Below are 22,073 nucleotides of genomic sequence, written 5' to 3'. Positions count from 1 at the left end.
CCCCCTGTCAGCTATCACCACACTTTCCTAGCACCCCACTTTCCTATACTTTTTAAACAGGATTTAGTATAAATCCCTTACAGCTGATCCACTTTAGCCCCTTAAATCGCACCATTGAAGGGAAATCCCCCTTAACTAGGTACGGTAAGCCACTAGAAGCCAACAAACCGGTCAATCTAGAATAGTCTCTAGGGTATAAAAGTAATCTTTTATAGAAAATGCAGCCAACCAATCCACAACAATTTACAGAAAAAGCTTGGGAGGCAATCGTCAAAACGCCGGACATTGCCAAACAGAACAGCCAGCAACAAATCGAAAGCGAACATCTAATAAAAGCCCTTCTTGAACAGGAGGGATTAGCGAGCAGTGTCTTTAGTAAAGCTAATATTAGTCTAGCCCGTTTGCGGGATCGAACCGATGACTTTATCCGTCGTCAACCGAAAATATCTAACCCCGGCGACTCGATTTATTTGGGTCGTAGTTTAGATAGTTTACTTGATCGAGCAGAAAATTATCGTCGAGAATTTGGAGATGACTTTATCTCGATCGAGCATTTAATTTTAGGTTACGCTAAAGATGATCGCTTCGGTAAAAATATTTTTCAAGAATTCGGACTTACCGAAAACAAACTCAAAGAAATTATTCAACAAGTCAGAGGTAGTCAAAAAGTGACCGATCAGAATCCAGAAGGCAAATACGAAGCCCTAGAAAAATACGGACGGGATCTCACCCAATTGGCACGAGAGGGTAAATTAGACCCCGTAATTGGACGAGATGACGAAATACGTCGCACGATTCAGATTCTCTCGCGTCGGACTAAAAATAACCCAGTTTTAATCGGGGAACCGGGAGTAGGAAAAACCGCCATTGTTGAAGGATTAGCCCAGCGAATTATTAACCGGGATGTACCAGAATCTCTGTTGGATCGTACTCTTATTTCTCTCGATTTAGGTAGTTTAATTGCGGGAGCAAAGTATCGCGGAGAATTTGAGGAAAGATTAAAAGCTGTCCTCAAGGAAGTCACCGATTCCCAAGGTAATATCATCCTATTTATTGACGAAATTCATACCGTTGTCGGTGCAGGAGCCACTCAAGGGGCAATGGATGCGGGCAATTTATTAAAACCAATGTTAGCCCGGGGTGAATTGCGTTGTATTGGGGCTACTACCCTCGATGAATACCGCAAATACATCGAAAAAGATGCAGCGTTAGAAAGACGCTTTCAAGAGGTTTTAGTAGATGAACCAAATGTGGTCGATACTATTTCGATTCTTCGCGGTCTTAAAGAACGTTATGAGGTGCATCATGGGGTAAAAATTGCCGATAATGCTTTAGTGGCAGCGGCACTGCTTTCTAATCGTTATATTAGCGATCGCTTTTTGCCCGATAAGGCCATTGATTTAGTTGATGAAGCGGCGGCCAAATTGAAGATGGAAATCACCTCTAAACCAGAAGAACTCGATGAAATTGATCGCAAAATTCTCCAGTTAGAAATGGAAAAACTTTCCCTACAACGGGAATACGATCCAGCTTCGCGAGAACGGCTAGAAAAGTTAGAAAAAGAACTAGCTAACCTCAAGGAAGAACAATCGGGATTAAATGCCCAATGGCAAGGAGAAAAAGAAATTATCGATAAAGTTCGTGGGGTTAAAGAAGCGATCGAACAAGTTAATCTAGAAATTCAACAGGCCGAACGAGATTATGATTATAATCGTGCCGCGGAATTAAAGTTCGGAAAATTAACCGATCTGCAGCGGCAAATGTCCGCCCTAGAAACTCAATTAGCTGACAAACAAACCACCGGTAAAAGTTTATTGAGGGAAGAAGTTCTCGAATCAGATATCGCCGAAATTATCTCGAAATGGACGGGAATTCCTCTCAATAAATTAATTGAATCGGAAAAAGAAAAACTTCTCAATCTGGAAGACGAATTACACGAAAGTGTCATCGGTCAAGAGGAAGCAGTCACAGCCGTAGCCGAAGCGATTCAACGTTCCCGCGCTGGTTTATCGGATCCCAACCGTCCCACGGCCAGCTTTATTTTCCTCGGTCCGACGGGTGTTGGTAAGACAGAATTAGCGAAAGCTCTAGCGCGCAATCTCTTTGACACGGAAGAGGCTCTAGTTCGCATCGATATGTCGGAATACATGGAAAAACACAGCGTTTCTCGTCTCATGGGTGCGCCTCCGGGATACGTCGGCTACGATGAAGGGGGACAATTAACCGAGGCAATCCGGCGTCGTCCCTACTCTGTCATCCTCTTTGATGAGATTGAAAAAGCCCATCCCGACGTTTTTAACGTTATGTTACAAATCCTTGACGATGGGCGCTTAACCGACTCTCAAGGTCATCTGGTTGATTTCAAAAATACCATCATTATTATGACCAGTAATATCGGTTCTCAATACATTTTAGACGTGGCCGGTGATGAGTCTCGTTATGAGGAAATGCAGGCCCGGGTGATGGAAGCCATGCGGAATAGTTTCCGTCCCGAATTCCTCAATCGTATCGATGAAACGATCATTTTCCATAGTTTACAAAAAGCGCAACTGCGATCGATTGTTAAACTACAGTTAGCCAATCTCAGCGACCGCTTGATGGAACAAAAATTAGCCCTGAAATTTGCCGATATTGCCCTCGATTATCTAGCAGAAATTGGTTACGATCCAGTGTACGGTGCGCGACCCTTAAAACGGGCAGTACAAAGATATGTGGAAACTCCGATCGCTAAGGCAATTCTGCGCGGCGAATTCAAAGGGGGAGACACGATTTTTGTCGATGTGGCCGATGAAAGATTGACCTTTAAACGGTTAGCTTCCCCGGTAGTAACTGCTTAATTAAGAAAGGGTGGGCAATGCTCACCCTTTGATTATTATGGAAGCATGGTATTTTTGCTTGAATCTATGACTGTAACACTGCTTGCACCACCGGCTGAAATGATTCACCTGTCCGGAATTAGCTGGAAAACCTACGAAACGCTGCTGGAAGAAATGAGCGATCGCCGTTTCTGGCTAACCTACAATCGTGGCAATTTAGAAATCATGGCTCCTTCGACCAGACACGAATTTAGTAAAACGCTCATCGGTCGCTTTGTCGAAACCCTAGCGGAAGAATCGCTAGTCCCGATTTATCCCCTCGGTTCTACCACCTTTAAACACCCTCAATTAAGCGGTGCAGAACCAGATGAATGTTTTTACATTGATAATATTGAGGCGGTTCGGGGGAAAAGCGACTGGACTTAAATGAAGACCCAGCACCGGATTTAGTCATAGAAATTGATGTCACCAGCAGTTCTCAAAATCGCCTTCAAGTTTATGCAGATGTAGGGGTGGCAGAGGTTTGGGTTTATAATGGGGAATCTCTGGTTATCCAACAATTACAAAATGGCACTTATATCACCTTCCCAACCAGTCGATTTTTTCCTAATTTACCCATCTTAGAAATTGCTATGTTTTTACAACAATCTGAAACATTAGATTAGCTAGAGTTAGTCAAAGCATTTCGGAATTGGGTAAGAATTCAGTTAAAAAAATAAAAGGAAGATTTTTCAGCATTAAATTTCATAATATTCGAGATTACTCTGGTTAACCTATCAAGCACGCTACACAGAGATGAGAGTCGCGGAAGTTTTTTGGAAGAACATGAATGGCAATCTTTGCGTGCCACTATTCATCCTAAATGCGTTGAGTATAGGCTACATATCAGGAAAGACAAAAGGCTTCGACGGAGGGACTTCGGCGTAAGCTCGGTCGAACGCTGAGCTTACGCCGAGGTCCGAACCGCCGAACCGTCGAAAATTTGATTATAATCAGCTACTTACTGATTACTGATTACTGATTACTGCTCACTGATTAAAGCTCACCCTAAAATACCATCTAGGCGATTAAAGATTTAACTTTACTAATGATACCAACTGGGTCAATACCTTGGTGGGGGAATTGTTCCCATAAACCGCCACAACCTTCATGGTGAGTACCGATGTAGGCATATTTAGGAGTTAAACCGCGTTCGAGTAACCAAGAACCATAACGGCTACCTAAACCCGTGCGACGGTTAAATGCTTCTACCACTAAAACAAAGGGAGAATTACCAACTTTAGCAATAATTTCTTCATCCACCACATTGAGAGTCGGTTTATTAATTAAACCCACGTCGATCCCTTCTTGTTTTAGACGTTCCACTGCATCTAAAGCGCGGTATAAACCGTCTCCAAAGCTGATGATATAACCGGCAGTGCCTTCCCGAATTACTTCATCTTTTCCAGGGACAAAGGTATAACCATCGCCAAAGAGATTATGACCGTTAGTATCAAGAATATTGGGAGTTTTAGAACGAGTGGAGAAGATAAAACGTAACCCAGGTTGATGAAAAATTGCCTCGACACAAGCGGTCATTTGTGCCGCATCGGCCGGGAAATAAAGACGGGTTTCGTAACCGTCATCAAGTCCATTATCGGCAAAGAAATTATTCAAACCAAAGTGACAGGTATTATCGGCCATGTCATCGATACCGGAATGGGAAAAATGACATAAAAGATTAGAATAATTCAAGCGAGCCATGGTGATTTCAGAAATACACATTTCTAGAAAAGCGGCAAAGGTGGCGAAAATTCCCTGTTTACCTTTTTCCATCCCAAAACCAGCAGCTGCCGAAAGATTACCGCGTTCCATAATACCGGAAGGAATAAACACTTCTGGATGTTTATCGTGGATAATTTTCAGACCGCAGGAACCTTCTAAATCGCTATCTACTACTAACACCTTAGCCTTGCGTTCTTCCTCGCTCATTTTGCCTAAAAGACTGACTACCACTTCTCCGAAAACGTTGCGGTTAGAACCCCATTTATGCCCAGAACCGAGGAATTTATAGTCATTAGAAGGCTTCGTAATACTGTTGAGATATTCCACAGCGGCACTGTGTCCTTTTGCCTCTAAATATTTTAAAGCCAAGGGGACAGAAATCACATCATGACCGTGGTTAGAACCTTCTAAACCTTCAATTCCGGGACACATGGGACGTTTATTAATAATCGCAATCGGGCCGGGAGTATTAATTGCTTCACAGATATTGCGATACAAACTATCGATATCTTCCCCATCTACCACTAACACTTTTAGTCCATGGCCAGCGAGAGTTTTTGCCACATCATAACCGGGTAAATATTTGGAAGGATGACCGGCAATCGTCACATCATTATCATCAATAATTAGCTTAACATTGATGTGTTGAGCCACGGCTAAACGGGCAGCTTCCGCGTCATTGCCTTCCTGTTGAGAACCATCGGAACCTAAACAAAAAACGGTTTTTCCGGGGTTAGCTAAAGCGACACCGTTAACGTAGGGCCACATATGTCCTAAACGGCCAGAACTAAATTTGACGCCGGGGGTTAATCCTAATTCCGGGTGTCCGGGGAGTTTAGAATTGGCCTCGCGGTAGTGCATTAATTGTTCTGCGGGTAAAGAACCTTCTAACGCAGACATGAGATATTGAGTACCGACGCGGTGTCCCGCTTCATCGAAGAAGATTGGTACAAATTGACTAGGTTGACTGCGGAAAAGAGCATCGAGAATCACCACTTCCGGGACGGTATCGTAGGGGCCGCCGGTGTGTCCACCCACACCCCGGGCCGCACCCGTGGCAGTAAAAAAGATGATAGCATCGCGACAGAGTTGGATATTGGCTTTTAGGGCGCTTCTTTGGTCGTCGGTGAGGGTGGGGTTACTGGGGTCGAGACTGATGGGTTTATAGGCGCTCAAATCGATGGGAAAGGTTGTCATCGTAGATTTTCCTTAATGTAGAGAAATAACTATAGTCAGGGAAATCATAGCCTAGAATGTCACCCGATCGATTGATTGAATAATTTCTTATCATTGATACCCCAAAGAAAAAATCGATCACTTTAATGGCGATCGATTAATTGGAAGTGACAACCGTGGGACTTTTTGACCACCGGAGCACCAGCCTTCAGGATTTGGCTCTTCTGGTTTCTGTGTGGAAACGGGGTCTATACTGATAGTTTCTTCAGCAAAATAGTCCTAAAAGTCTTTCTAGGTAAATATTTCACGATTCTATAAGCAAAAATTATCACACAAAGTCGAGAAGAGCCAGGATTTTTCTAGTTAATTTGTGTCAGAGTCATTGTTTCGGTCATCTTTAGTAGATCTCTTGCAAAAGTAATCAAGATATATCCTCTTGTCGGTAACGAAGTTCGTAATTGTAGATACCAGCAATCAAATTCAATCTCAGACCAAATCGCCGTCTGCGATTTCTGTATCTTGATGAAAGTATCCGAAATATTTTGAGACGACGATGAATAAGTAGTCGTGCAAAATTAATTTCCTAGTGAAGAAAGGCAAAAGGCAAGAGGCAAGAGGTGGTTAGATGTGTGTAATTAATTTTGCTTAGGTACTTATGTTCTATAACTATGCGCCTCTACAGCACAGGTTATGGCTTTTTGTCAACGGGGAAGTCCAGATATACAATTTCATAAGTTCATGACGATGAGGATGACAGTCTTCTATCCCTTCGTATAACGATGGCCACTTTCTTCTAAACGCTGGCGACATAAAGAGTTCGACGAAAGAGTAAACACTTCGGGTGACTAATACTGCGTCCATCAAGTCCATCACCGCGTTTTTGCCTGTTCCTAAGAGTTTATAGGCCGCTTCTCGAAATTTCTGCAAGGTTTTAAAAGTCATTTTTGGGAAATTTAGTAATCTTACTTTATATCATTTTTCAAAAGTAATGACAGACTTAGTTGATCATTCCAAAACGCAATTCCTCTCTCAGAGCGGGATTGCCCTTTCAGGTGTTAGTCACAACTATTGAAAATTGGTATTATTTCCTATTTTTTCTGTCAAGGTGGTTCTTTTGTACTGACTCCTTCTCAAATTAGTCTAAACTCGAGTTAAGTAGTCGTGCAAAATTAATTTCCTAGTAAAGATAGGCAAAAGGCAAGAGGCAAAAGGCAAGAGGGGGTTAGATATGTGTAATTAATTTTGCTTAGGTACTTATGAGGAGAGGTAAAAGTCAAGAGGCAAAAGGGAATAAATAATCAGTTTTCAATATAGCGGTAAGCGCTTGAGTGAGATACAGATCAAGCTTTGCCCAGCATGGTTTATAGCTCGTGACACTGTACCTCATACGACTGCACACCGCTATAACTGAATTTAGTATTAGATATGTGTAATTAATTGTATCTAGCTACTTAATTTTTGGCTCTTCTCGACTTTGTGTGATAATTTTAGCTTATGGAATCGTGAAATGCTTATCGGGCAACACTTTTAGGACTATTTTGTCGAAAAAACTATCAGTATAGACCTCGTTTCCACACAGAAACCAGAAGAGCCAATTTTTTTCTAGCTGTTGCTGATTAGGTAAAAACTATTTACTTTTAGTCAAAATTAATGAACTTCTAATCCCGGAATGCTTAACTGTTCAGTTTTTGGCTGTGTTTCTCCCAGATAATCTCCTTGTAACATATTAATTAAACAGCCACCAAGATGATAGGCCATATTAACAGGAACTGCGTTACCAATCTGTCGATATTGAGAGGTTAAATTACCAGTAAATTGCCAATCATCGGGAAAGGACTGCACTCGTGCATATTCTCTCACAGTCAGAGGACGAGTTTCTTGGGGATGGCATCTTTCTGTTTGGGTTTGTGCCGGACTACAGGTAATAGTTAAAGCTGGTTCATCCCAAGATAATCTTTTAGCATATCCTGTCCGTCCGCCGTGATTTTTGAGACTATTTTTCATATATTCTTTTTGAATATCCATCGGCAAATTCCGCCAATTTCCTCCTGCGGGAACTAAAGACATAATCTCTTTTTTTCTTTCTTTATATTCTACTCCTGGAGAACTTGGACAATTCTCTAGGGCTTTTTTCAAAGAAATAGTATAGTTTTTATATTGGGGAAAAATGGGTTTAATATTTAGGTCTTGACGGGTGGCGATAATAATTAATCTTTCTCTTTTTTGGGGAACATCGAGAAATTGAGCCGATAAAACTTGATAAGCAGCATAATAACCGATTTCCTGTAAAGCTTGCAGCATTAATTGCAGGGTTTCTCCTTTTTTATTACTTAATAATCCTCGAACATTTTCGGCCATAGCGATTTTAGGTTGCACTTCCTGTAAACAACGAGCAAACTCAAAAAATAAGCTCCCTCTCAAATCTTCTAATCCTTTCCCTAACCCAGCATAACTAAAAGGTTGGCAGGGAAAACCTCCAGCTACAATATCTATTTTGTCTCTAAAATCGGACAATTTAATCTTTTTTATGTCTTGATTTATAACATTCCATTGCGGTCGATTGAGTCTTAAAGTATTAACACAATCTTGATTAATTTCCACCAGTAATTGTGTTTTTATTCCCGCATTTTCTAAACCTAAAGCCATACCACCACAGCCAGCAAATAATTCGATAACCGTGTAATTAGTTGGCTCAACAGTTTGTAAAATTCTCAATTCTCCCGGGGATTGGTTATTTTTAAGATTGGTTAATTGCTCGAGATTAAATAACCAATCAACTTGATTGATTTTCTGACCTTTGATTAATTTTTTCTTTTGCCATGTTAGTATTTCTGCGGTGGTCACACCGAGAATATTAGCGGCTTTTTGTAGATTTACCTGAGTCATAACCAATAATTAGCAACTTATCTACCTCTTTATTATACATCAAAGTAGCTAAACTTGATAAAGTTCTTTTTCGATTTTCCTGACTGTCATCTTTAACTTATTCAGGATAGTTTCATAATCTAAGTCCAACATTGACAAAAAAGCTTGCCCTGCTAATAGCTCAATATTATTCTCTTTAGCTTTGGTTTTGCTAATTGTCCAAGAATTGCCCATATCTAAAGCAGCAGCAAAAACTGAGTTAGGATGTATTTTTAATTCATTGATACTCCGATCACTCTGGCTACCAGTAAGAGTATCTTTTTTAGTTTTTAATTGAGTGTATTTGATTATTCCTTGATTAAAAACTACTAAATCCACACCTTTGATTTTAAAATTTAGAATTTTTTCTGGTACAAAAACCTGTGAACTAATAGAAGCAATTTCTTCTAAAGTATGACCTAGACTTTCGGAGATAAGATTGACATATTTATTCGATAAGTACAAGTTTTCACATTGAGCAAACTCAAAAATATTTTTAAATCCTTTCTTCTTTTTGAGAGATATATTTTTAAAATCCTGTTTTTCTTTCAGGATTTTTTCAACTACTTTAGACTGGAACTCATCCAAAGCATCATCGATTTTTTGATCCCTATTGTCTGCAATGTCTGTGTCTGTTGTTCTATTTTCTTGAAAATATTCAAAAATGAAATCATCAATTAGACGACAAATTTGATAAGTATCTACCAAGTCATGAGTAACAAAGGTAGGAATTTTGATCGAAGGTTTCTGTAAATTAATTTGTTCTAATAATTGGGTCAAGTTATGGCGATAAGAGTATAAATAGCTCATTAGAGTTAGTTGCTGGTTTGGGATTGTTTACTTTTTGCTTAAAACTATTAATTTAATTGTTGCTGCTGGTCATATCAACAAATAGTAATTAGACAGCAGCTATAACGACATCGAGATAATAGACAACAATAAAGGCTGAACAAGGTTCAGCCTCCAGTATAACTTTTAACCCTTTCCTACTTGCGCCCCGGAACTGTATATTTAAAGTTCATCGGGCCAGTATAACCAGAAACCTCCGCTAATTTCTCTAATCTTTGGGTTCCCGAATATTCTTGACCCTTAATAATCCAAGTGGGGAAACCTTTAATTCCGGCATCGCGACAAGCTTGGGGATTACCATTAACCCCTTGGGGATCGCATTCGATATAAACCCTTTCTTTTTTGAGGATTTCTGCAGCTTCCTTACCAAATAACTGTTTTTGATCGTAACAGTGGGGACACCAAAAAGCCCCGTATTCTTTCGCACCAATTGCTTTTAAATGTTTAGCCAGGGCGATTTCTGCTTTTCCCGAAACCGTGGTTACTTCCCAACCGTAGGGAGGTTTAGCAGCTGTCATTGGCCGGGTAATTTCTTCTTTTCCTCCTGCCACCGTCGGGGAATTTACTCCCGCATAAACCGCTAAAGTTCCCACCAAAGTAATCATCGCCACTACAACCATCGGCAGTATAATTTGTCCTAAACCTTCCCATTCACGCCCCACAATTGTGAGAATTAATAAAGTTAAAGCGAACAAAGCCGAAGTGATGCAGTAGGGACACAATTCCCTTAATTCCGTGGCGAGAATATACATTAAATAACCACTAAATACCGCCATCGCAGTCGCCCCCGCTAACAGCAATAACCAAGTATTATTTTCTAAACTTTTGCGGAGATTTTTCTGAATTTCCCCATTAATAAATAGAGGACTGAGGGCAAAAACCGCCATGGCAATATAGGCTAAAAAACCGAACAAACTCAAGGGCAGCCCGAAAACCGTAGCGTAGGGACTATTAAGAACACCACTACAACCAGCCCCATCACTAGCCCCGGCGGTACAGGCTGCAGTCCCTCCCGTCAGTTTGGTAATGGTCAAATAGCCGGTCAGAATCGCCCCCACGATCGAAATGCCCCCAATTAGAGGCCGGGAGTAGCGATGAATCCAAGGTACAGAACGACGACGCATAATATTATTTAGATTAAATTACAGCAGAATTTGGGAGTCAGGAGGAAAATCTAAATGTACTTTGTTGAAGGGAAAAATCCCGTAACGATATTGTGTTAATTAGGACGTTTTCAATTCCTAAAAACTTAGGATCGCACCACGGCCGATAACTATCCGCCATTCTAGCAAGGGGTTATGTGGACAGGGGCAAAGAAGGCAGAGAATTATTAATTTTTGCCTTTTGATCGTTGATCTGCCGGGCCGTTTCCACAAATTGCGACACCCGGATCGGATCCACCGGTTCAGTAATTTTGCCATGACGCTTGAGGGAACTAGCCACGATCACCCCATCGGCAGCCAGCAGCAACCGCCCAATATTGTCCAAATCAGCCCCGCTGCCGATAAAAACCGGTGTTCCCTTGGCCGCCGCCACTGCCAGTTCCAAATCCTCAAAACTGGGGGGGCTACCGGTGGACCAACCGGAGAGGATCACCCCGTCTGCTAGTCCCCGTTCGATCGTATCTTGCACCGCCGTAGTCAGATTAGGAGTTCCCAAGGGGCGGGCGTGTTTAACCAAAACATCCGCTAAAATTTTGACCTCAGACCCCAATTCGCGCCGATAACGCAGGAGTTCGTGGGCCTGACCCTCAATAATGCCCTGATCGGTGGCCATAACCCCGGTTAGCACATTAACCCGAATAAATTGGGCATTGACACAGGTAGCGATCGCTAAGGCACTATGGGCATCATTGCGGAGAACATTAAGACCAATCGGTAAGACCACCAGATTTTTAATGCGATCAACAATTAACGTCATGGCACTAACCACGGCGGGATCCACCTGTTGCTTAGTAAAGGGGGCATCAAAAAAATTCTCGATAATCAAACCATCAACACCACCAGCAGCCAAGGCCGTCGCCTCCTGTTCAGCCCGCTCGATCACCGTCTTGAGACTACCACCCCAACGGGGGGAAGTGGGCAGGGGGGCGAGATGAACTACGCCAATAATCGGGTTTTTTGTCTTGAAAGTTGCAATTAAATTCACAGCGTCTACTACTCTTAGCGTCCCCAACCAGGCGCCGCTCACCCATTTTAACAGGGTGAAGGCCTACCCACGGTTCCACGGGGGGAAATTATTTTAACTGCTAATGATTTTATCAAGTCCGGAATCCGTTAAAATGTCTTAACATTGGAGAAGTTTAAGATTTGGTTGATACTCGATCGCATGGGCAATAAGCCAACCATCGCCATCTCACACCTAGGCTGTGAGAAAAACCGGATCGACTCCGAGCATATGTTAGGACTGCTGGCCAAGGCCGGCTATCCCGTAGATAATGACGAGGAGTTGGCCGATTACGTTATCGTTAATACCTGTAGTTTCATTCAAGCAGCTAGAGAAGAATCCGTTCGCACCCTCGTGGAACTGGCGGAAGCTAATAAAAAAATTATTATCTCCGGCTGTATGGCCCAACATTTCCAAGATGAACTCCTGACGGAATTGCCGGAAGCCGTGGCCATTGTTGGCACGGGGGATTATCAGAAAATTGTCGAGATTGTCGAACGGGTAGAGACGGGAGAACGAGTCAAGGAAGTCAGTGCCGATCCCACTTTTATCGCCGATGAAAATCTGCCCCGTTATCGCACCACTACCGAAGGAGTCGCCTATCTGCGGGTGGCTGAAGGCTGCGACTATCGTTGTGCCTTCTGTATTATTCCCCACCTGCGCGGTGATCAAAGATCCCGTTCGATCGAGTCCATTGTGGCCGAAGCGCGACAATTGGCCAGCCAAGGGGTCCAAGAATTAATTCTCATTTCGCAAATAACAACCAATTATGGGTTAGACTTATATGGCGAACCCAAATTAGCGGAACTCTTGCGAGCGCTGGCAGAAGTCGATATACCTTGGATTCGCGTTCACTACGCTTACCCGACCGGGTTAACGCCAAAGGTTATCGAAGCGATCCGAGAGAGCCCGAATGTTTTACCCTATCTAGACTTGCCGCTACAGCATTCCCATCCCGACATCCTGCGGGCGATGAACCGTCCCTGGCAAGGACGAGTCAACGATGGCATTATCGAGCGGATCAAGCAAGCTATCCCGAACGCGGTTTTACGAACGACTTTTATCGTCGGTTTCCCCGGAGAAACCGAGGAACATTTCAGCCATCTGCTGGAATTTGTCAAGCGTCATGAGTTCGATCACGTCGGGGTGTTTACCTTCTCCGCCGAAGAAGGTACCGCCGCTTTTGGCCTGCCCAATCCAGTGCCACAGGCAATTATGGACGAACGCCGCGAAAGGTTGATGTTAACTCAGCAACCAATCTCGGAGCGCAAAAATCAAGCTTATATCGGTGACACTGTCGATGTTCTCATCGAACAGGAAAACCCAGAAACAGGCGAATTAATCGGGCGTTCCGCTCGTTTTTCCCCAGAAGTAGATGGCTTGGTTTATGTGACAGGGGAGGCGATTCTAGGTGCGATCGTACCGGTCCGAATCACTGCGGCCGATACCTACGATCTCTACGGCGAAATAGTCTAATTTTTCGATTTTTCTAATTTAATTCCCACAAAACAACCCTTATGACCACTGGTTTCAACAATTTAGGTTTATCCGATAGCCGTCTTCAACACCTAGAAACGCTTGGATTCACCACCCCCACGGAAATTCAAACCAAAGCCATCCCTCTCCTTCTAGAAGGGCATGACATGGTAGGAATGTCACAAACGGGAACCGGCAAAACTGCCGCCTATTCCCTGCCTTTACTGGAACGCATGGACACCAAAAATCCTAACGTTCAAGCTTTAATCCTCACCCCCACCCGGGAATTAGCCCAACAGGTGGCCAGCGCCATCAAAGATTTCTCTGATGACCGTCGTCTCTTTATCCTGACAGTCTGTGGTGGTCAATCCATGGAACGTCAGATCCGCAGTCTGGAAAAAGGTGTCCAGATTGTGGTCGGCACTCCCGGCCGGGTAATTGATCTGCTCGATCGCAAAAAACTCCATCTCGAATCCTTAAACTGGGTAGTCCTCGATGAAGCGGACGAAATGCTCAGTATGGGTTTTATCGATGATGTTAAGAAAATTCTGCAAGCATCCCCCTCCACCCGTCAAACCGCCTGTTTCTCGGCCACTATGCCCCGGGAAATCCGCGATTTAATCGCTAATTTCTTGAAATCTCCCATTTCTGTGACGGTTTCTCAAACCCAGGCCGCTCCTGCTAAAATCGAACAGAAAATTTATATGATCCCTCGCGGTTGGACGAAATTAAAAGTCCTGCAACCCCTGTTAGAGATCGAACCCCTAGAATCGGCGATTATTTTCGTCCGCACCAAGCAAACCGCAGCCGAATTAACCAGCAAACTGCAAGAAGCGGGGCAAACGGTGGATGAATACCACGGTAACTTAAGCCAAGTGCAACGGGAACGACTGGTGCAACGTTTCCGCGAGGGCAAAATTAAATTAGTGGTAGCCACGGATATCGCGGCCCGCGGTCTAGATGTAGAAAATCTCAGCCACGTTATTAACTATGATCTGCCGGATAACGCCGAAACCTATATTCACCGCATTGGCCGCACCGGCCGCGCCGGTAAAACGGGAACTGCTATATCTTTAGTAGAACCGATCGATCGGCGTTTATTACGTCAGATTGAACAGCGTTTGCGTCAACGTCTGGAATCTAGTCCCATTCCTAGTCGCACCGAAGTGGAAGCAAAACGCCTGACCAAGCTGCAAAATCAGCTAAAAGAGGCTTTATCGGGGGAACGGATGGCTTCTTTCTTGCCTTTAGTGCGGGATTTAAGTGAAGAATACGATCCCCAAGCGATCGCGGCTGCTGCCCTGCAAATGATCTACGATCAAAATTGTCCCCAGTGGATGAAAACTGATTGGGAAGTTCCCGCAGCGACGAGCAGTAAACCGGTGATTAATAAAACTCCCCGCAGTGGTGGTAGTAAGTACCCCTCTAAGTCGAATAACCGTCCTTCCCTGGACAAAAAAATCGTCTTTCAAGAACGTTAATTTTTAGTTCTTGAATAGATAACTTTAAGAGTTGATAGACCGTTTTGGTTCTATCAACTTTTTTTTGTCAGGTAATTTCCCAGTAAGTCGTCGAAAGCATTCTACATAATTTTATAGCTGAACTTTTGAGGCTCTACCGAATCTGTCATGTGAAAATATTAACAACTCATGCTTGTAGAGCTTGTACAGCAAGGCTTTGAGTTTTTGTTAGATTGATATTTATCAACTTTAGAGCATTGCTGGACAGAGAGGGAGCTTGGGGAATTTTCTACAGTGTAAGTTCGGAAGAACCACTTTTGATAATTGATTCTAATCAAGTATTTGGGCTTTGTTTGACATTTTTGCTGATAATTACTATATAATTGTCTTAAATGAATAAATTTGAACATTTAATATGTCGAGTTCGTCAGAACCTTATCGTGGGAGTGTACAAGCTCAAGGAGACGATATCCAGCAAAAGGGTGGATACAGTTGTTCTTGGGCAAGAAAAAATCCTGTTACTGCTGAAGAAGGATTATCATTTCTTGCTAATATTAAAGGGCAATGCAGCGAATTTCAACGAGAGGAACGGAAACAAGCTTTTAGAAAAGCTGAACGCTTTGTTACAAATGCTAGTGAGCAAGGTGGTGTCACTCCAGAGGCACAACCGCACCCATTTCAGGATTCTAAACGTAAAACTAAAAACGCCCGTGTAGATATTGAAATTCGCAGTGGTCTTACCTTTATCCCTTCGCCCCAAACAGAATGACAACGATGCTTAGAAGAGTACAACAATTTTTAGACTCTGGCGATAGTGATAACGCTAGAGAAGAAATTGATAGAGCTTTCGGCAATCTGAGAAGGGTGGATAGTCATGTTAGAGAGTTTGCCGCTCTGTTGGCACTGGGATCGATCAAAGCTTCAGAAATCGGCTTAGGGGTATTGGGACGTAAGCTTCTACAGAATGACAGCGAGATTAACAATGAGGTTGTTTGGTTATTTATTGCGTCAATTTTATCTCGCAATAGTATTCCCCCTGATAGTCCATCTAGAATCAGCCTACTTGTTCTTACCGCTTCTGTCAATAGTTGGGAATTACCAATTTTTGCGCTTCTTGCCCCTGCCCTCGACGCTTTTTTTAAAGTTAGTCTTGCGGACGGAACCCCTTTAATTGCCGAACAAACTTTTGATTTTTTGGCCACTTGGGGAAGAATTTATGCGAAAGCACCTCATGTCAAAACGCAGCTTCAAGAACTTCAATCTCTTAGTAATAATCTATTAGAGCAAGTGGATGACTTAGAGTTAAAAGCTGAATGGTCAGAGGGAATTAATATATTTTTTGAAGAAGCCAGTACAACAAAATATTCCGATAGTAATGTTTTTTCTGCTGGCAGAGACTTAATTAAAAAAATTTATAATACTCAAAGTTTACAGCGCGATACAGAAGATAAGAATTTGGCAGAGACAAAAGACAAGTTACTCCGATTAGTCACTTCGTCTCTTGCTACTATTTCAACAGTTCTTGATAGTCAAATACTAAATCCGGTTATTAAAAACTGATTATTTATTTCCCCTTTTGTCTCTTGCCTTTTGCCTGTTCTGATATGTAGCGCATACTCAACGGATTTAGTATTAACCCTATATACTTTTGACTTTTTTATACTGTTCCGTCACGGCGGCATTTAATAGATCATCTTTAAAATTTCTGATTAATTGAATTACTAAATTATAAATACTGATGTATTCTTCATAATCGATAGTTAAATACTTGCCATGAGCAATTTTATTTCTTTGGGTGAGAAGTTGTTCATCAATAGCTTTCTGCCGCAGTTGATAATCACTATCATCAATTCCTAGAATAGTACAGATATCAGTGAAAACTTCAAAATTGAGATTAGATTTGGTGTTAATAATATTTTCGTAGGGTATATAAGCTCTATTTTCTAGGTTATCAAGTAAATTTTTGATCATCTCTTTTTGTAACTTAAATTTATTGGTTTTTATTAACTCATTTATAGATTTTCTAGAACCAAGGGCAACGAAACAGTAATCCAGTTGATGATCATTTAATTTTCTTAAGGAAACAAACTGCAAATAACATTCTGCTGCATATTTAATAAAACCTTCCCAATGGGCATAGAGAGTGGTTATTCCGGCTCTAATTAATACATCTTGCTCAGTTCCTTTTTGTCGAGGAATTTTAGTTTTTAAAATACTAAGTTCTCTGATTCGCCATGCCATATCTTCATCTAAGTTTTTCTGGAGAATTTCGATAGTTCTATTATCTTTACTCATTACTTTTTAAAATATTTTTTGCCAAATTCAATCATTTTGTGCATTCTAGTTCTAGCTCTCGATCCTGTACCGATGTTAGAAATAAAGTCAGATTCTGACCACATTTCCTGAATTTTTGTTTTTAGCAGTTCAATATCTTGAGCAGAGTAATCATCAATATTTTCTCGTAATCCTGTAGTGATCGCTTCATAAGCAGAATCGAGAAATTTACCCTTAAATCTTGTTCCATCATATTTGGTAAAAGTATCTTCATTCGTCGCTTCAGCAAGCAATAAAAACATTTTAGCGAATTTTTCTTGCTCTAACACACGATCAAAAGTGGTGGAATTACATAATTCTCTCAGATAGTCAGTCAAATATTCATTAACCTCTTTTTTGTTCAATGATTTTGGATCAAATGTGGGAGAAGACAGGGCAAAATATTTAAGAATTAGTTCCAAGTCGTAGCGTTCTTGTCTTAATCGCTCGGATAGGGAAATACAATTTTTAAAGTTCTCATTTTCTGCCAAGTCTTCTAACCACTTATATAGGCTTTTATCTAGCATAATCAAAAGACAATTACGCACCTCTTGATAAGATAAAAAAGAGCCACCAGTATTTAAACGATCAAAAACTTCAAACTTAGCATTTTTATCCGATTCTTTTTGGATAATCTGAACCTGTATTTTCGCTCTTTTGAAATCTATTTTTAGAGATGGGGGCAAATTATACTCTCCTTCCTCTGCACCTTCCCACATAACTCCGTTTAAGCTAGGTAATAAGTTAGTACCTTGAAGCACCAGTTTCGGTTTTTTCTTAGTTTCATCGTCCTCATCTCTTAAATCGCCAACAAATTCCAAAATTGTTGAAATCCTTTGTAATCCATCCACCAATTCCCAAACACTATCTTCTTCTCTCTGATAGACAAAAATAGAGGGAATAGGAATTCCTAGTAGTATCGATTCTATGAATCGGCTTTTTTGAGCTATTGTCCAACGAAAATATCTTTGAAAATCTGGATTAATTATCATTTCTTTGTTATTATAAAGACTAATAATCTCTCCGATTGACATAGGATAGTTATCGGTACGAAATTCTTTAGTTTTTGCCTTAACTTCTTCTAATAAATTCATCTTATAGCAGTTATCTTAATGGTGAAGTACAAAGTTTTCGTTTTGGGGAGCCGGTCGTCAGGATTCGATACCAAATTAGGTTACACTTCATCTTTAGGAACAAAGCTGTAATTTTTCTATAATTAGTATAATCTCTCTATTCTACTTTTATAAGTACCTAAGCAAAATTAATTACACATATCTAACCCCCTCTTGCCTTTTGCCTCTTGCCTTTTGCCTATCTTTACTAGGAAATTAATTTTGCACGACTACTTACCTCAACTTCTCCCATACATATATACCATAATAGCCGAAAACCCTTATCCATCAATGGATGCACCCCTTAACCTTTCTCAATGTACCCATGTAATTTGTAATATTTCTTAATGGACAAGAATTCTCTCTATTTGCTAAAATGATAGCCATGTATATAGAAAAAGTTCCTAACCGTAATTCCCCCCCTGCGGTTCTTCGAGAATCCTACCGAGAAGGAAATCAAGTCAAAAAAAGAACCCTTGCCAATCTCTCAAAATTACCCGATGATATTATCGACAATCTAAAACTGGCTCTCAAAGGAGCAACACTGTCCATGACTGAAGGCATTCCCAATCATTTTGAAGTGATTAGAAGTCCTCCTCATGGTCATATGATGGCTATTTTAGAGACGATTAAAAAATTAGGTTTAGATAAAATAATCAGTGAAAAATCCTCACGAATCAGAAACTTAGTGGTGGCGATGATTGTGGCAAGAATCATCAATCCAAAATCTAAATTCGCCAGGGACAGAGGGTTTAATAGCGAGACTTGCAGTCAGAGTTTAGGACAATTGTTAGACCTAGAGAAAGAGGAATAGGGGCAAAAAGTTCTCATCCTTTAGATAGAATACCCCAGGACTAACACGACTCGATTCTAACCCACTTTCCCAGAAACATTGAATCTCCTAACAAAACTTTACATTTAAGGACATAACAACCCCAAAACGCCATTTTTCAATAGGTTATCACCATAAGTGGGAGAGAGTCGCTCCCCTTTAAAACTGTCCCTTGAATTGTTCTCTATCTTTTGCTAAGTAGTCGTGCAAAATTAATTTCCTAGTAAAGATAGGCAAAAGGCAAGAGGCAAAAGGCAAGAGGGGGTTAGATATGTGTAATTAATTTTGCTTAGGTACTTATCAGGAAACTTTGTTGGGGAATACCAATGTGAATTCCCTTCTCCTCAAAAGCAATTTTTAGACGACGACGATACTCTCTTTCTATGTCCCATTGTCGTAATCTTTTGACGACAATTCTGAGCATAATTTCCATTCCCGTGTGAGAAACCCGACTAACACCAACAACCTGCACAGGATTGATGATATCTTCTTGCCATTGTGGATCTACAGCCATATTTTCAGCGATAGCTGCCATTAAAGCGATCACCACATCTGGCTCGGTGTGATAGGCGACTTCGATGGTAAAATTGACTCGCGCCCAATCTTTACTGAGGTTGTGTGAGCTAATAATTTGGTTATGGGCAATAGTGATTAAACGTCCATCAGCAGCCCGCAATTGAGTCGCTCGCAAACTCATATTTTCCACCAAACCAGTAAACTCCTGAAACTCGATTATATCACCGACGGTGTATTGATCTTCAAAGACAATCAGAAAACCGTTAATCCAATCTCTTAAAAGATCCTGAAAGGCAAAGGTGAGCAATGCTCCCACTAAACCGGCTCCCGTGAGTAAAAAGGCGAAAGAAAGACCCATCCAGCTCAAAAAAATCAAAATTCCCAGAAAAATGGCGATAAATGTGATCATTTCTCGCCCAACTTCTAATAAAGTGGGAGCGCGTAGAATCCTCCTTTCCAAATTTTCGGAAAACACCGCTCCTTCCTCTACCCACTCCCGTAGCCGAAAATTAACGTAGAGATTAACCATATTGCTCACTGATGTCAGCAGCAACCAGATAATAAAAATCCGCAAAGGAATACGAATTATCCCCCGTCCTTCTAGCCTAGTTTCAGGAAATACATACAAAATCGCCGCTATTCCGCCAACCCAAAGCAGTATCAGTCCAATAAAAGCCAGTCTTTTCCAGAGAATATTTAACGTCAGTTGTCGCTGAATATCAGCCTGTTGACGGAAATTAGAGGAATCTTCTAGAGCGGCTAAAATTGGTTCTTGGGAGCGATCTTTTCTGGGGGGGGAATTTATGGCTAAATTCCGATCAGATTGACTTTTAGCCTGTTTTTTGAGGAGATTAAAGCGATTTCTTAAACGTTTCTGCCACCAAATTGATACCCAGCTTAAGAAAATTAGCCCCAAAATAATTTTAGCGGCAGTCATTACCTGTTGCCGGCGAGCGGCGGGCTGACGTTCTTGCCAAGCTTGGAGCAAAGCTGTTTGGATGATTTGAACCCATTGGTCTGCTAAATCGTCAACCGAAGAAGAATCGATCAGGGCATCAACTTCTGTTACTGTCAGAATTACCTGTTGCGGTAACTTCTGGTTATCCTTGGCCACAATCACGGTTAAATTATTGAGCGTCGCCGTACTTACTTGCAGGGTTGTCGGATCGAAACCCCGATTGATAATATTATTTAAACCTCTTTCAATGCGCCTAGCCCGTCTTTCTACCGGGGAGAGTTCCCGGGCCTCAGAAGCGGTAAAATCTTGGGAGGCAATCTGAAATAAGGCAAATCCATCCAGATGCACGGAGGCATATTCTATATCCCCAGCTACAAAAATCCTTGTCCCGGTGGGAGATACAAATGGAACCAGAAAATTTTGGCCTAGGGATGGCAGGGAATTAAGAACAAAAATACTAACCAAGAAGCAACCCGCTAATCCTTGAAGGACCAGATTGAAAATTTTTCCCCGTTGCCATCGTCCCATTGCCCAAGTTTCCTTTTTGATTAACAATGATCTTTACCCGCTTTCTCAGCTTATAGCAGTTATCTTTATGGTGAGATAGGAAAGTTTTCGTTTTGGGGAGTTAGTCGTCCCTCTCCCCAACCCCCCACTGATGACTGATTACTGATTACTGAAATCCCCAACATTAGTTAACTTCTCATGTCCAATATACCCCCACAGTGGCGCGAGGAAATTACGTCTTTACCCGCTTGGTTACGGCGTTCACTCGGCAAATCTAGCGAAATTTCCACGGTTCAGCGCATTATCAAACAAAGGAACATTCATACTATCTGCGAGGAGGGTCGCTGTCCCAATCGCGGCGAATGTTATGCCCAAGGTACGGCGACTTTTTTGTTGATGGGTCCCACTTGTACCCGGTCCTGTGGTTTTTGTCAAGTGGATAAGGGTCATGCACCCATGCCTCTCGATGTGGAGGAACCGCAAAAAGTAGCCGAAGCGGTGCAATTGTTAAATTTAAGTTACGTTGTCTTGACTTCTGTGGCTAGAGATGATGTGGAAGACGGCGGAGCCAGTTGGTTTGTGCGGACGATGACAGCTATTCGCGAACGCAATCCCCACACTTTAATTGAGGTGTTAACCCCAGATTTTGCTGGAGGTAAGGGAAGTCAACAGGAACGGGTGGCGACGGTGGTGGGGGCAAAACCTGCCTGTTACAATCACAATATCGAGACGGTGCGCCGTTTGCAAGGGCCGGTTAGACGCGGGGCTAAATATGATCGTTCTTTGGCGGTTTTGCGTTATGTTAAGGAAATTGATTGCTCAATTCCGACGAAATCTGGCTTAATGGTCGGTCACGGTGAGACAAAAGAGGAAATTATCGAGACTTTGGCAGATTTACGGGCGATAGACTGCGATCGAGTTACTATTGGTCAATATATGCGTCCTTCTCTGGAACATTTGCTCGTACAGAAATATTGGACTCCCTCAGAATTTAGCGAGTTAGGAGAAATTGCCAAAAAAATGGGGTTTTCTCAGGTTAGATCCGGCCCCCTAGTCCGCAGTTCCTATCATGCGGGAGAGTAAATCAGTTATCAGTTATCAGTTATCAGTTATCAGTTATCAGTTATCAGTTATCAGTTATCAGTTATCAGTTATCAGTGATCAGATGTAAGTTTTAAGTAGTCGTGCAAAATTAATTTCCGAGTGAAGATAGGCAAGAGGCAA

The 22,073-nt window shown here is 41.8% G+C and carries 15 protein-coding genes and 3 pseudogenes; 8 read left to right on the top strand and 10 right to left on the bottom strand.

Annotated elements, in window-relative coordinates; all coding sequences use genetic code 11:
- Window positions 1-218: 218 nt before the first annotated feature.
- On the top strand, window positions 219-2,837 hold the full coding sequence (gene clpB / locus ACE3JL_RS16515; protein ID WP_271989301.1) for an ATP-dependent chaperone ClpB: 2,619 nt from the start codon (window positions 219-221) through the stop codon (window positions 2,835-2,837).
- Between the two features lie 66 nt (window positions 2,838-2,903).
- A pseudogene (locus tag ACE3JL_RS16510) lies at window positions 2,904-3,481 on the top strand (Uma2 family endonuclease).
- A 394-nt stretch (window positions 3,482-3,875) separates the two neighbouring features.
- Here ACE3JL_RS16510 and ACE3JL_RS16505 read toward each other — a convergent pair.
- The 7 genes and pseudogenes from ACE3JL_RS16505 to btpA all read right to left on the bottom strand — a co-directional run bounded on the left by ACE3JL_RS16505 (window position 3,876) and on the right by btpA (window position 11,657).
- Complete coding sequence (locus tag ACE3JL_RS16505) at window positions 3,876-5,777, bottom strand: transketolase C-terminal domain-containing protein (RefSeq protein ID WP_375327940.1); 1,902 nt, start codon at window positions 5,775-5,777, stop codon at window positions 3,876-3,878.
- 400 nt (window positions 5,778-6,177) lie between these two features.
- Window positions 6,178-6,315: pseudogene (locus ACE3JL_RS16500) on the bottom strand (IS5/IS1182 family transposase); the annotation flags it as partial.
- Window positions 6,316-6,422: 107 nt separating this feature from the next.
- Complete coding sequence (locus ACE3JL_RS16495) at window positions 6,423-6,698, bottom strand: hypothetical protein (protein ID WP_375327939.1); 276 nt, start codon at window positions 6,696-6,698, stop codon at window positions 6,423-6,425.
- 705 nt (window positions 6,699-7,403) lie between these two features.
- Window positions 7,404-8,642, bottom strand: a complete 1,239-nt coding sequence (locus tag ACE3JL_RS16490) for a DNA cytosine methyltransferase (RefSeq protein WP_375327938.1) — start codon at window positions 8,640-8,642, stop codon at window positions 7,404-7,406.
- Window positions 8,643-8,690: 48 nt separating this feature from the next.
- The gene (locus ACE3JL_RS16485; protein WP_375327937.1) at window positions 8,691-9,470 is read right to left on the bottom strand and encodes a hypothetical protein; all 780 of its coding nucleotides are present in this window, start codon (window positions 9,468-9,470) and stop codon (window positions 8,691-8,693) included.
- Window positions 9,471-9,646: 176 nt separating this feature from the next.
- Window positions 9,647-10,633, bottom strand: a complete 987-nt coding sequence (locus tag ACE3JL_RS16480) for a vitamin K epoxide reductase family protein (RefSeq protein WP_271991553.1) — start codon at window positions 10,631-10,633, stop codon at window positions 9,647-9,649.
- A 172-nt stretch (window positions 10,634-10,805) separates the two neighbouring features.
- Complete coding sequence (btpA, locus tag ACE3JL_RS16475; protein ID WP_024970414.1) at window positions 10,806-11,657, bottom strand: photosystem I biogenesis protein BtpA; 852 nt, start codon at window positions 11,655-11,657, stop codon at window positions 10,806-10,808.
- A gap of 180 nt (window positions 11,658-11,837) precedes the next feature.
- Here btpA and rimO point away from each other — a divergent pair, with 180 nt between their 5' ends.
- The 4 genes from rimO (at window position 11,838) to ACE3JL_RS16455 (ending at window position 16,171) form a co-directional block, all read left to right on the top strand.
- A complete protein-coding gene (gene rimO, locus ACE3JL_RS16470; protein ID WP_375329621.1) occupies window positions 11,838-13,151 on the top strand; it encodes a 30S ribosomal protein S12 methylthiotransferase RimO in 1,314 nt (437 codons plus the stop codon).
- Window positions 13,152-13,192: 41 nt separating this feature from the next.
- A complete protein-coding gene (locus tag ACE3JL_RS16465; RefSeq protein WP_271991557.1) occupies window positions 13,193-14,632 on the top strand; it encodes a DEAD/DEAH box helicase in 1,440 nt (479 codons plus the stop codon).
- A 394-nt stretch (window positions 14,633-15,026) separates the two neighbouring features.
- Entirely contained in the window at window positions 15,027-15,380 is a 354-nt protein-coding gene (locus ACE3JL_RS16460) for a hypothetical protein (RefSeq protein WP_271991559.1), read from the top strand.
- Between the two features lie 5 nt (window positions 15,381-15,385).
- Entirely contained in the window at window positions 15,386-16,171 is a 786-nt protein-coding gene (locus tag ACE3JL_RS16455; protein ID WP_271991561.1) for a hypothetical protein, read from the top strand.
- Window positions 16,172-16,249: 78 nt separating this feature from the next.
- On the opposite strand, the gene ACE3JL_RS16450 is transcribed toward ACE3JL_RS16455, so the two are convergent.
- Complete coding sequence (locus tag ACE3JL_RS16450) at window positions 16,250-16,906, bottom strand: MAE_28990/MAE_18760 family HEPN-like nuclease (RefSeq protein WP_375327936.1); 657 nt, start codon at window positions 16,904-16,906, stop codon at window positions 16,250-16,252.
- On the bottom strand, window positions 16,906-18,018 hold the full coding sequence (locus tag ACE3JL_RS16445) for a DUF262 domain-containing protein (protein ID WP_375327935.1): 1,113 nt from the start codon (window positions 18,016-18,018) through the stop codon (window positions 16,906-16,908). The genes ACE3JL_RS16450 and ACE3JL_RS16445 overlap by 1 nt, the downstream gene beginning before the upstream one ends.
- A gap of 403 nt (window positions 18,019-18,421) precedes the next feature.
- Between ACE3JL_RS16445 and ACE3JL_RS16440 the strand changes: the two are divergent.
- A pseudogene (locus ACE3JL_RS16440) lies at window positions 18,422-18,847 on the top strand (tail length tape measure protein); the annotation flags it as partial.
- 310 nt (window positions 18,848-19,157) lie between these two features.
- On the opposite strand, the gene ACE3JL_RS16435 reads toward ACE3JL_RS16440, so the two are convergent.
- Complete coding sequence (locus ACE3JL_RS16435; protein WP_375329620.1) at window positions 19,158-20,870, bottom strand: mechanosensitive ion channel family protein; 1,713 nt, start codon at window positions 20,868-20,870, stop codon at window positions 19,158-19,160.
- Window positions 20,871-21,047: 177 nt separating this feature from the next.
- Here ACE3JL_RS16435 and lipA point away from each other — a divergent pair, with 177 nt between their 5' ends.
- Window positions 21,048-21,932 (top strand): lipoyl synthase, encoded by an 885-nt coding sequence (lipA, locus tag ACE3JL_RS16430; protein ID WP_375327934.1) that lies wholly within the window; start codon window positions 21,048-21,050, stop codon window positions 21,930-21,932.
- Window positions 21,933-22,073 lie beyond the last annotated feature (141 nt).

Source organism: Microcystis sp. BLCC-F210, assembly GCF_042134685.1.
Classification (GTDB): domain Bacteria; phylum Cyanobacteriota; class Cyanobacteriia; order Cyanobacteriales; family Microcystaceae; genus Microcystis; species Microcystis aeruginosa_D.
Note: the sequence above shows the minus strand (reverse complement) of the source record. Positions and strands in the feature narration are given on the sequence as shown.